This is a genomic window from Deltaproteobacteria bacterium (genome assembly GCA_020848745.1).
In the GTDB taxonomy this organism is placed as follows: domain Bacteria; phylum Desulfobacterota; class Binatia; order UTPRO1; family UTPRO1; genus UTPRO1.
This window is the reverse complement of record JADLHM010000013.1, coordinates 58,242-69,458: the sequence shown is the minus strand read 5'-3', so window position 1 is coordinate 69,458 and position 11,217 is coordinate 58,242. Positions and strand designations below refer to the sequence as shown.

The window sequence follows — 11,217 nt, the reverse complement described above, 5'->3', positions numbered from 1 at the left end:
AGCGCCGAGCAGCGCAAGGAGCAACCCGCAGGAATACCTGGAAGGTATTCCGAGGACGTGCGACGCCGCGATGCGACGGCGCTCTGAAGCCCGGCGACGGGAGGGGATTTTTTCACAGCCTCTCAGTGCGGGCAGGCCGTGGTCGGGGCGGCGGTGTCGAGCGTTGCCGTCGCGGGATCGTAGGCAAGGACGCGGCCGGCAAGAGGCGTTCCGATCGCGAGCACCGCCTTTACGACCTCGGTCGCGACGACGGTCGCGAGCACGACATCGCGGAGCCGCGCGAGCGCGGGTGCGCCGTCGCCGGCGTCGATCGCCGCGGCCGCGCAGCGTGGGCAGGGCGGGAGCGCGCCCGCGCGCCCGGCGGCGATCCAGAAGACGGTCGCGGCGCGGGTCCGCCACGGGGAGAGGGCGTCGGCGACCGCGTCGGTCGTCGCCGCGGCGACCACGGCGGCGTCGCACGGCGCGTCCGCCGCGGTGGCGAGCGGGGCCAGCGTGAGGTCGGGCTGGTCCGGGTCGACGACCGTGCGCAACGCCGCCTCGGCCGCGATCCATCCGACGCCCGCCGCGGCGAGGTACGCGACCACGCGCGCGGCCGCGGCATCGGCGCCGACGACCGCCACGCGCGCCGCGAGCAGGCGCTCTTGTCCTCGCGGTCCGACCTCCCGGAGGATCAGCTGGCGGCTGTAGCGCTCGATCTGCTCGTCGTCGAGCCGCATGGGAGCACCGGCGCCGCTACGACCGTTCGTGGCCGATCCAGAGATTGGTGCTGAGATAGCGAACGCCGAAGTCGCAGAAGATCGTCACGACGACGCCGCGCTCGAGCCGGCGCGCGACCGCGAGCGCGCCGACGAGGTTCGCACCCGACGACTGCCCGACGACGATGCCCTCGATCGTGCCGAGCTTGTGCACCATGTCGTAGGCGTCGTCGGTGGCGACCGGGATTTTCTCGTCGAGCTCGTTCTCGTGGTAGATGCCCGGCACGATCGACGACGCCATGTGCTTGAGCCCCTCGAGGCCGTGGAACGCGTCGTCGGGCTCGACGCCGATCACCTCGATCGCGGGGTTCAGCTCCTTGAGGGCGCGACCCGTCCCCATGATCGTGCCGCCGGTGCCGAGACCGGTCACGAAGTGTGTGACCTGGCCGCCCGTCTGGCGCCAGATCTCGGGGCCGGTCCCGAGGTAGTGGGCCTGCGGGTTGGCTTCGTTGAAGTACTGATCGGGCTTGAAGTACTTCTCCGGATCCCGCTTCAGGACCTCGCGGCAGAGCTGGATGGCGCCGTCGGAGCCCTCGAGCCCGCTCGAGAAGATGATGCCGGCGCCGTAGGCGCGGATGATCTTCTTGCGTTCGATGCTCACGTTCTCCGGCATGACGAGCTCGACCGGATAGCCGAGCGCCGCGCCGATCATCGCGAGCGCGATGCCGGTGTTACCCGACGTCGAATCGAGGATCGTCTTGCCCGGACGCAGCCGGCCCGTGGCGATCCCGTCGCGGATCATGTTGAGGGCCGGCCGGTCCTTCACGGAGCCGCCCGGGTTGAAGCCCTCGAGCTTGGCGTAGACGCGCACGTCCGGCGGCAGATCGCGGGCGAGGACCCGGATCCGCACCATCGGCGTGTTGCCGACGAGGTCGAGGACGCTCGCCGTCACTCGTCCCGGGTGCGTGCCGCCGCGCCGCCGGCGATCGCGGGTACGATCGAGATCTCGTCGCCGTCCTTCACCGGCGTGTCGAGGCTCGAGAGGAACCGGATGTCCTCGCCGTTCACGTAGAGGTTGACGAAGCGGCGTACCTTGCCGGCCTCGTCGCAGATGCGCTCCTTGAGTCCCGGATGGCGAGCATCGACGTCCTGGACGATGGCGGCTACGGTGGCGCCGCTGGCGGTGACGCTCTCGGCGCCGCCGGTGAACTTGCGAAGAGGGGTCGGGATGCGAACCTGTATCGGCATGGGTGGATCTCCTTCCTTGAGGGTCGAAGGCTCTAGGTTCTAGCCGGTGCCCGCGTCCGCGGCCAAGGGGGCGCGGACGTGCCGGCAGGCCGGGCAGGCGGGATTGCGCCGGAGCTTCACGTGCCGGAAGCGTCCGGCGAGGGCGTCGTAGGTGAGCAGACGGTCGGCGAGGAGCGCTTCGCTCCCGGTCGCGATCCGGATCGCCTCGGCCGCCTGGAGCGTGCCGATCGTCCCGGCGAGCGAGCCGAGCACGCCCGCCTCCTGGCACGACGGGACGCTCCCCTCGGGCGGCGGCGCCCCGAAGAGGCAGCGGTAGCACGCCGAGACTCCCGGCAGGATCGTCATCAGCTGTCCCTGGAACCGTACGATGCCGGCATGCACGAGCGGCGTTCCGAGCCCGACCACGAGATCGTTGATCAGGAACTTGGTCGCGACGCCGTCGGTCGCGTCGACGGCGCACGCGTGGTCGCGGACGAGCGCGGCGGCGTTGTCGGCGGCGAAGCGGACCGGCGCGGTCGCCGTGGCGAGCGCGGGATGACGCGCGGCCAGGGCGTCGCGCGCCGACTCGACCTTCGAGCGGCCGAGGTCGCGGGCGCGATGGAGCAGTTGGCGGTGCAGGTTCGAGCGCTCGACGCGGTCGTGGTCGACGAGGGTGAGGCGGCCGATTCCGGCGGCCGCGAGAGCCTCGGCGGCGGCGCAGCCGAGCGCGCCGGCGCCGATCACGAGCACGCCGACCTGGGAGGGCAGGGTCACGTGGGCCTCAGTAACGGCCCATGCCACCGCCGCGCCCGATCGGCTGATACGCGCCCGCGTCGCCGCCCGCGCCTTGCGGGATCTTCGGGCCCGTGACCGGGTCGACGAGCGCCGGCGCCGCGACGACCGCGCTGCCGCTCTCGCTCGGCCCGTAGCTCGCCACGAGTTCCTCGAGCAGCGCGTCGGAAACCGGCGTGCGCGCCGCCGGGACGGCCCCCGCGGCGCGCGAGCCCGGACCCGTCTCAGGCATGCTCGCGTAGATGTCGGTGCGCTCCTTCACTGCCGCTCGCACCTTTGCCGCGGCGGCCTCGTCGCCGCGGCGCTCGTACGCCGCCGCCAGGTCTTCCAGCGCGCCCGTCGCGGCGACGGTGTCGGGGAACCTCTCGAGGATGCTCTTCACCCGGTTCTCGCCGGCCCGCATGTTGTCCTGCCTGAAGTAGAAGCGGGCGACGTAGCGGTCGTGCTCGGCCATCGACTCGCGGCAACGCGCCATCCGGCGTCGCGCCTTCGGTGCGTAGTCGCTCTCCGGGTAGCGGTCGACGACGACGCGATACCAGCCCTGCGCGTTGTCGGCCGCTTGCTGATCGCGGTCGATCGTCGTCATCTGCTTGTCGAAGCTTTTGCCGAGCAGGTAGTAGACCTTCGGCAGCGCCGGGCTCATCGGGTGCATGCGCTGGAAGTCGTTGAAGGCGGCGATCGCCTCGGCGTACTGCCCCTTCTTGAAGTGCGACTCCGCGATCGTGAGCTCCGCCTCTTCGGCGTGGGGATCGAAGGGATACTGGTCCAGCAGATCCTTGTAGTTGCGGATCGCGCTTTCGTAGTTCTCGTCATCGAAGGCGGCCTTGCCCTCGGAATAGTACTTGTCGGCGGTGAGGCGCGGGGGCGCGCTGCACGCCGCCATCCCCAGCGCGACGACCAGGAGCGCCGGAGCGACACGACGAAAAAACATCCGCGGTTCCTAACCGATGCCATGCGGGGACGCAATCGTCGCGGCCGTTTCCGCGGCGACCGGCGCCGTCGCCGCCCGACGCAGCAGGAGCAACGCGCCGAAGTTGTAGGTCGCGTGCGCGACGATCGGCACGACGAGCGAGTCGGCGGTGAGCGTGAGCGCGCTCATGCCCGCGCCGACGGCCGTCGCCCAGGCGAAGTAGGTCGGGGTGAGCGCGTGCAGCGCGCCGAAGCAGAGGCTCGAGGCGACGACCCCGGTTTCGGGCAGGAGCACGCCGCGGAAGAAGAGCTCCTCGGTCGTGCCGGAGAGCGCCGCGATCACGACGACGTCGGCGACCGAGAGCGTCCCGGCGAAGGGGCGCAGCACCTCGTGCCAGACGCGTCGCATGCTCGGGGCGCGCAGCAGGAGCGGGATCGTGGTCCACAAGAGCGCTCCGGCGAGCCCGCCCGCGATCACACGGCCGGGCGTCGGGGTGAGCGGCGCCGCCAGCGGCAGGTCGCGCAGCGCGGCCCAGGCGAGCGAGACCGCGACGAGGGCGAGCGACAGGAGCCACTCGAGCCGGAGAAACGCGGTGCGCGACATTCTCATCTCTTGACCCCGCCCGCGCGGACGGGTCTTAGCATAGCCGGCCCGCTTCCGGGCCGGCAACGCGAGATCGACCGAGGCGACCACCGACCCGCATGCAGGAGCTCACGCTGATGTGGCGCAACACGCGCATGGTCGTGCTGACGGCCATGTGCGCGTCGTTCTACGCCGCGGTGCTGATTCCGTTCATGGTCGTGCCGATCATTCCGGGCGTGACGCACTTCCGGCCGGCGAACGCGCTGCCGGTGGTGTGCTCGTTCCTCTTCGGTCCCGCGGCCGCGTGGGGCGCCGCGATCGGCAACCTGATCGGCGACTTCTTCGCGGGCCTCGGGCCGGGCGACCTCTTCGGCTTCGTCGGCAACTTCCTCTACGCGCTCGCCCCGTATCGTCTGTGGCGCGCCTGCACGACCGGCGACCCCGTACCGAAGACGCCGGGCGCGTGGCTGCTCTTCGTCGTCGTCGTCGTGACGGGCGCCGGCCTCTGCGCCGCGACCGTCGGCTTCGGGCTCCAGGTGCTCGGCTTCGTGCCGTTCGCGGTGCTCGCGAACGTCGTCATCGTGAACAACTGCGTGACGGCGCTCGTGCTGGCGCCGCTGCTCCTCGCGGTGCTGTACCCGCGCGTCCGCCGCGTCCGTCTCCTGTACGCCGACGTGATGGGACCGCGCCCCGCGCTCGCCCCCGCTCGGCGCGCGCTCGGGGTCGGGCTCGCGCTCGCGGGCGTGCTCGTCGCGTTCGTCGGCGGCAATGTCGCCGCCGCCGGCGCGCTGCCGCCGAGCCTCGTCGCGGCGACCCCGAACCTCACGCTCGCCGCGATCGTTCTCCCCGGTCTGGCGCTCGCCGTCGCGGGTCTCGTCCTCCTGTGAGCGACGCCGCCGGCCGCGCGGGCGGCGCGACGCTCGTCGTACGCGACCTCACGTGTCGCTACGCCGATCCGCCCGCGCAGGCGCTCGCCGGCGTCTCGCTCGAAGCCGCGCCCGGCGAGCTCGTCGCGATCATGGGCGCGAGCGGCGCCGGCAAGTCGACGCTGCTTCGCTGCGTCAACGCGCTCGTGCCGTCGCTCGCGCCGGCGGCGTGCGCCGGCGCGATCCGGCTCGGATCGCGCGAGCTGCTCGGCGCGGAGGTCCGGGAGCTCGATGGCCGCGTCGCGATGGTGTTCCAGGACTTCGAGGCCCAGCTCTTCTCGACCAACGTGCGCCTCGAGGTGGCGTTCGGGCCGGGGCAGCTCGGCGTCGCGCCGGAGGAGATCGCCGCGCGGGTCGAGCGCACGCTCGCGCTCGTGAACCTCGCGGACTGCGGCGGCCGCGACCCCTCGACGCTCTCCGGCGGCCAGAAGCAGCGGCTCGCGATCGCGAGCATCCTCGCGATGGAGCCCGAGGTGCTCCTCCTCGACGAGCCCGCGACCGACCTCGACCCGATCGGCCGCCGCGAGCTCTACGCCGCGCTCGAAGGCGTGCGCGGCGCGCGGCTCGTGCTGCTCGCGGTCGAGCACGAGGTCGACCCGGTCGTGCGCGCGGACCGGTTGATTCTCATGAAGGACGGCCGGGTGGTGGCGTCCGGACCGGCGGCGATGCTCGTCCACGACGTGGATCTCTTCCTCGCCTGCGGCGTCCGGCCGCACGACCTCGCGGTGCTCGGGCGCCGCCTCGGCTGCGTGCTGCCGCTCGAGGTCGATGCGGCGGTCGCGGCGCTGCGGGCGCGCGGCGGGCCCGCGGCGGCGGCCGCCGCGCGTCCGAGGGCGGCCGGCGCGACGGCGGGGCCGGCGGCGGCCGGCCCCGCGCCGATCCTCGAAGTTCGCGGGCTCACGCGCGTCTACGAGGGCGGCACGCGCGCGCTCGACGGCGTCGGCCTCACGCTCGGCGCGGGCGAGTTCGTGGCGCTCATCGGCCAGAACGGCTCCGGCAAGACGACGCTCGCGAAGCACCTGAACGGGCTTCTCCAGGCGGAGGGCGGTACGGTGCGACTCGATGGCACCGACCTCCGCACGCTGCCGCTCGAGCGCGTCGCGCGCGAGGTCGGTTACGTGTTCCAGAACCCCGATCATCAGTTGTTCGCGGCGACCGTCGCCGACGAGGTCGCGTTCGGGCCGCGCAACTTCGGGCTCGCGGGCGCCGCGCTCGCGGCGCGCGTCGACGAGACGCTCGCGGCCGTCGGGCTGACCGCGGAGCGCGACGAGGACCCGTTCCTGCTCCGCAAGGGCGAGCGCCAGCGCCTCGCGGTCGCGACGGTGCTCGCCATGGCGCCGCGCGTGCTGATCCTCGACGAGCCGACGACCGGCCTCGACTATCCGCAGGTGCGCACGATGCTGGAGCTGCTGGCCCGGCTGCGCGCCGCGGGCACCACGATCGTCGTCATCACGCACAGCCCGTGGGTCGTGGTCGAGTACGCGGAGCGCGCGCTCCTCATGCGCGGCGGCCGCCTCGTGTTCGACGGCGCCCTCGACGAGCTCCTCGCCGACGAACCGCTCCTGCGCTCGGCGGCGTTCGAGGCGCCGCCGGCGGCGCGGGTCGCGCGCGCGCTCGGCATTCCCGCGCGCACCGTCGACGAGCTCGCCTGCGCGCTCGGGGCGGGAGACTGAGCGATGGCGCTCTCGCTCCACCTGGACCAGCCGAGCTGGCTCCATCGCCGGCATCCGATCGCGAAGGTGCTGGTGCTCGCGCTGCTGTTCGTCGCCGCGTTCCTTCTCGATCACCCGGCGCCGCTCGGCCTGCTCCTCGCGCTCGCGCTCGCCGTCGCCGCGAGCGCGCGGGCGCTGCCGGTGCTGTATCGGATGCGCTGGCTGCTGATTCCGGTGTTCGTCTTCACGACGATCATCTGGACGGTCTTCTACCCGGCAACGGCTGGCGCCCCCGTCGATCGCTGGGTGGCGTTCCGCTACGGCCTCGGTATGGCGCTCCGACTCGAGACCTTCCTCGCGACCGGCTTCGTCTTCCTCGCCACCACCACGATCGAGGAGTTCGCCTTCGCGCTCTCGCGCCTCGGCGTCCCGTACCGCGCCGGCTTCGTGCTGACGCTCGCGTTTCGCCTGGTGCCGGTGTTCCTCGACGCCGCGCTCGCCGTGCGCGACGCGCAGCGCTGCCGCGGCCTCGATTTCACGACCGGCAACGTCGCGGCGCGCCTCGCGCGCTACGTGCCGGTGATCGTGCCGGTGTTCATCGGCGGCTTGCGGCGCGCCGACCAGATGGCGTTCGCGCTCGAGGTGCGCGGGTTCAGCGCCGGCCGGCCGCGGACGTCGCTGCCGCGCCCGGGCGCCGACGCGGGCGATCTCCTCCTGCTCGGCGTCGGCCTCGCGATCACCGCGGCGGTCGTCGCGCTGCGGGTCGCCGGCATCGGTCGGCTGGTGGCGCAATGAGGGGCCGGATCGCGGTGCGCACGGCCACGGGGCTCGTTGCCGCGTCTCTGCTCGCGCTCGCGGCGCCGCCCGACGCGTCGGCGTGGGGGCTCGCGGCGCATCGCTGGGTCGCGACGCGCGCGGCCGAGCTCGTCCGCGCGCGCTGTCCCGCGCTCGGCGCCGCGCCGCGGAAGGCGCTCGGCGACGCCGCGGTCGAGCCCGACACGGTGCTCAAGCGGCGCGACGGCCGGCGCGAGGGCGTGCGCCACTTCCTGAACCTCGACCACTACGGGCCGCCGCCGTTTCGCGCCTTGCCGCGCGACCTGGGCGCCGCCGAGGCGCGCTTCGGACGGAAGACCGTGGAGCGCGAGGGGACGCTACCGTGGTACGGCGCGAGCGTCGCGCGTCGGCTGCGCGACGAGCTCCGCCGCGGCGACGTCGCTGCCGCGCGACGGACGGCCGGACACCTCGCGCACTACGCCGCCGACGCGACCATGCCGCTCCACGCGACGGAGAACTTCGACGGTCGGGAGACGGGCCAGCGCGGCGTGCACCGGCGCGTCGAGGCGGAGCTCGTGGACGAGAACCTGGGCGAGTACACGCGGCGCGCGTGGCAGGTCGCCCCGCGCCGTGCGATCGCTCCCGAGGGCGCGCAGGGCGCGCTCTTCGCGGCGCTCGAGCAGGCCTACGAGCGGATCGACGCGGTGCTCGCCGCCGACCGCACCGCCGCGCGCGGTACCAAGGTCGGCTCGCGCCTCTACTATCGCCGCCTGCACGCCGATCTCGGCGAGGTCATGGCCGCCCAGCTCGGCCACGCCGCCGTCCTCACCGCCGCCCTCTGGGAAGGGGCCTGCGATGGTTCGACGATCGCGAAACCACGCCAGCGATGATGGCCCGGGTCGTTGCCCGCTCGCGTCTGCTGCGCTAGTGTCGCCGGCTCCGCGGATTCCGGCCGCCGACCTCGGCTGAGCACCGCCGAACGCATCGCCGCCCACTATCGCCGCCCAGAAGAAAGGATCTCCATTCATGGCCAGTCTCGTCCCTGCTCACGGCGGTCTCGCCGAGCCCCTCGATCTGACCGTTCCGCCCGCGGAGGAAACCGCGTTCAAGGCGGAGCTCGCGAAGCTCCCGACGGTGCCGGTGTCCGACGCGGACCTCTCGGCCGTCTACCGCTTCGGCGACGGAACGCTCTCGCCGCTCACCGGACCGATGGATGGCGCCACCTACGTGCAGGTGCTCGAGCAGGCGTTCATCGAGCGCGCCGGGAAGCGCTACGCCTGGACGATCCCCCTCGCGTTCCCGGTGACCGAGGCGTTGGCGAAGACGCTGAAGAAGGGGCAGGTCGTGGCGCTTGCGAACGCCGCCGGGACGCCGGTCGCGCGCCTCGAGATCAGCGACGTCTTCGCCTGGGACAAGATGAAGTACATCAAGAGCGTCTACGGCACCGAGCGCACCGATCACCCGGGCGCCGACATGGTGCTGAAGGGCGACGCCGACAAGACGCATCTCGTCGGCGGAACGATCCGCGTGCTGCCGCAGCCGAAGGACGCCGAGTTCGGGAAGTACGTGCTCTCGCCGCGCGAGGTGCGCGCGCTCGTCGCCGCCAAGGGCTGGAAGCGCGTCGTCGCGTTCCAGACCCGCAACCCGCTGCACCGCGCCCACGAGTACGCGCTCGTCTACGGGCTCGAGACGCTCGTCCGCGAGGGCCACGATGCGGGCGCCGTGCTGAATCCGTTGATCGGCGAGACCAAGGGCGACGACGTGAACGCGCGCGTCCGCATGCGCACCTACGAGGCGCTCATCGCGAACCGGTCGCTCGGCGAGGGCGATAGCGACCAGGCGCTGTGGGGGCCGCGCAAGGAAGCCGTGCCCGATCGCGTCATCCTCCTCGGCCTCGACATCAAGATGTTCTACGGCGGGCCGAAGGAAGCCGTCATGCACGGCATCTACCGCCAGAACTTCGGCTTCACCGACATCGTCATCGGCCGCAAGCACGCCGACGCTCCGTACTACGACGGCACCGCGATCTGGGGCGACTTCGACGCGCAGGAGATCTTCGGCAAGCTCGGCGGCGATCTCCGGATCAGGCCGCTCAAGGTGGGCTTCGCGGCGTACTACGAGTCGGCCGGCCGGGTCGATCTCATGGATCTCCACCCGAACGAGAAGCCCGTCTTCATCTCCGGCAAGGACGTGCGGAAGACCCTCACCGAAGGGAAGGAAGTCGACCCGCGCATCATGCGGCCGTCGACGTCGCGCATCCTGGCCGAGGCGATGAAGGGCATGAGCTGAGCCGGTCGGCGGAAGGATTCGAGCGGTGGCGCGTCGCGGCGGGCGTGGCGCGCATCGCTCGACTCGACGCGCCCGGGCGGTAACCGCGCGGCGCGCGGGCCCTCTCAGCCGACCCAGCGGTGACCGGCATGGAGGAGCGAGAAGCCCCACTGCAGGATGAGGCCGAGGGCGGCGGCCGCGACGGCCAGGCGGCGCCGCGCGCTGGTCGCGCCGGCCGCGCAATGGCGGTCGGCGACCGCGAGCGCCGCGATGCTCCACGGCAGCAGGAAGAAGCGGAAGTACGAGCCGCCGGTGCCCATCGTGGCGGGGAACCAGGCGAGGCAGAAGTAGAAGGCGAAGAGCCGCCGATCGAGCCGCCACACCGCGGGAGCGAGCCCGAGGCTCGCGAAGATGGCGAGCTTGTCGATCACGCCGAAAGCCGGACCGTTCAGGTCGCGGGGCGGCGTGAAGAGCACCACCAGAACGTGGCGCGGATCGAGGCTGTTGAGGATCGAGTTCTCGAACGCCGGCCAGTAGAGCGCCTGGACCTTCACGAACTCGAACGGGTCGCCGAACGCCGAGCGCTCCCAGGCGAGGAAGCCCGCGAACGCGGCGACGAACGCGAGGCCGACGCCGACGAGATAGGCCGCACGGGCCGCGTCGCGCTCGCGCCAGAGGCGCGGCAGCTCGCCGAGGAAGACGAGGCCGACCGCGAGGCCGACGAAGAGGCCCTGCCCGCGCGTCAGCACGAGGGCGGGGGCGATCGCCGCGGCGAGCCAGGACGCGCGTAGGAACGCGCCGAGGAAGAGGAAGAGCAACAGAAGGAACAACGACTCGGTGTAGAGACAGTGCAGGAAGAACGCGCTCGGCAGCGCGAGGCACGCGACGAGCGCGACCGTCGCCGTCCGCGTCGAGAGGAGGTCGCGCGCGAAGCGCCAGTAGACGACCGCGAAGAGCGCCGTGAGGAGCGTCGTGAGCGCGATCCCCGCGGCCGCGGCATCGCCGAACGGGACCATGACGGCGCGGAGCAGCATCGGGAAGAGCGGGTAGAAGGCGTGCGTCTCCCGGGCGGCGTAGCCGTCGGTTGCGATGCGGACGTAGTGGAAGGCGTCCCAGTTGTAGAAGGCGCGGAGCGGGTCGGTGCTGGCGGCGAGACCCGTGGCCCCTTCCCAGCGCAGGCGCGGCACGACGGTCGCGAGCGCGAGCAGGCCGAGGACCTTCCAGCCGACGAACGCGAGCGCGAGGCGACGGCGACGGTCGGGCGGCGGCGGGGGACTCATGCGCGTGCGGGCTCGCGGTCCGCGCCGTCGTAGCGCAGCCGCCCGGGCGCCGCCAGGCTCGGGCCGGCGTCCGCCGCCGGACGCTCGCCGCGCGCCGTTGGGGCGGGGTGC

At 72.7% G+C, this 11,217-nt stretch carries 12 protein-coding genes; 5 read left to right on the top strand and 7 right to left on the bottom strand.

Going from position 1 to position 11,217, the window contains the following annotated elements:
* Positions 1 to 122 precede the first annotated feature (122 nt).
* From IT293_02100 to IT293_02075, 6 genes are read right to left on the bottom strand one after another with little or no spacing between them, the layout of a single operon-like run.
* Positions 123 to 716, bottom strand: a complete 594-nt coding sequence (locus tag IT293_02100; GenBank protein ID MCC6763431.1) for a hypothetical protein — start codon at positions 714 to 716, stop codon at positions 123 to 125.
* A gap of 16 nt (positions 717 to 732) precedes the next feature.
* The gene (locus IT293_02095) at positions 733 to 1,608 is read right to left on the bottom strand and encodes a pyridoxal-phosphate dependent enzyme (protein MCC6763430.1); all 876 of its coding nucleotides are present in this window, start codon (positions 1,606 to 1,608) and stop codon (positions 733 to 735) included.
* 35 nt (positions 1,609 to 1,643) lie between these two features.
* Positions 1,644 to 1,943 (bottom strand): MoaD/ThiS family protein, encoded by a 300-nt coding sequence (locus tag IT293_02090; protein ID MCC6763429.1) that lies wholly within the window; start codon positions 1,941 to 1,943, stop codon positions 1,644 to 1,646.
* A 39-nt stretch (positions 1,944 to 1,982) separates the two neighbouring features.
* A complete protein-coding gene (locus tag IT293_02085) occupies positions 1,983 to 2,696 on the bottom strand; it encodes a HesA/MoeB/ThiF family protein (GenBank protein ID MCC6763428.1) in 714 nt (237 codons plus the stop codon).
* A gap of 7 nt (positions 2,697 to 2,703) precedes the next feature.
* A complete protein-coding gene (locus IT293_02080; GenBank protein ID MCC6763427.1) occupies positions 2,704 to 3,645 on the bottom strand; it encodes an outer membrane protein assembly factor BamD in 942 nt (313 codons plus the stop codon).
* 9 nt (positions 3,646 to 3,654) lie between these two features.
* The gene (locus tag IT293_02075) at positions 3,655 to 4,227 is read right to left on the bottom strand and encodes a CPBP family intramembrane metalloprotease (GenBank protein MCC6763426.1); all 573 of its coding nucleotides are present in this window, start codon (positions 4,225 to 4,227) and stop codon (positions 3,655 to 3,657) included.
* A 116-nt stretch (positions 4,228 to 4,343) separates the two neighbouring features.
* On the opposite strand from IT293_02075, the gene IT293_02070 reads away from it, so the two are divergent.
* The 5 genes from IT293_02070 to IT293_02050 all read left to right on the top strand — a co-directional run bounded on the left by IT293_02070 (position 4,344) and on the right by IT293_02050 (position 9,847).
* The gene (locus IT293_02070) at positions 4,344 to 5,093 is read left to right on the top strand and encodes a QueT transporter family protein (GenBank protein MCC6763425.1); all 750 of its coding nucleotides are present in this window, start codon (positions 4,344 to 4,346) and stop codon (positions 5,091 to 5,093) included.
* On the top strand, positions 5,090 to 6,805 hold the full coding sequence (locus IT293_02065) for an energy-coupling factor ABC transporter ATP-binding protein (GenBank protein ID MCC6763424.1): 1,716 nt from the start codon (positions 5,090 to 5,092) through the stop codon (positions 6,803 to 6,805). Before IT293_02070 ends, IT293_02065 begins: the two co-directional genes overlap by 4 nt.
* A gap of 3 nt (positions 6,806 to 6,808) precedes the next feature.
* Positions 6,809 to 7,579: an energy-coupling factor transporter transmembrane protein EcfT gene (locus tag IT293_02060; protein ID MCC6763423.1), complete on the top strand. Its 771-nt coding sequence runs from the start codon at positions 6,809 to 6,811 to the stop codon at positions 7,577 to 7,579.
* Positions 7,576 to 8,448 carry a hypothetical protein gene (locus IT293_02055; GenBank protein MCC6763422.1) on the top strand — a complete coding sequence of 291 codons (873 nt, stop codon included), beginning with the start codon at positions 7,576 to 7,578 and terminating at the stop codon, positions 8,446 to 8,448. The genes IT293_02060 and IT293_02055 overlap by 4 nt, the downstream gene beginning before the upstream one ends.
* Before the next feature lie 136 nt (positions 8,449 to 8,584).
* Entirely contained in the window at positions 8,585 to 9,847 is a 1,263-nt protein-coding gene (locus IT293_02050; GenBank protein MCC6763421.1) for a sulfate adenylyltransferase, read from the top strand.
* Positions 9,848 to 9,951: 104 nt separating this feature from the next.
* Here IT293_02050 and IT293_02045 read toward each other — a convergent pair whose 3' ends face one another.
* Entirely contained in the window at positions 9,952 to 11,106 is a 1,155-nt protein-coding gene (locus IT293_02045) for a hypothetical protein (GenBank protein MCC6763420.1), read from the bottom strand.
* Positions 11,107 to 11,217 lie beyond the last annotated feature (111 nt).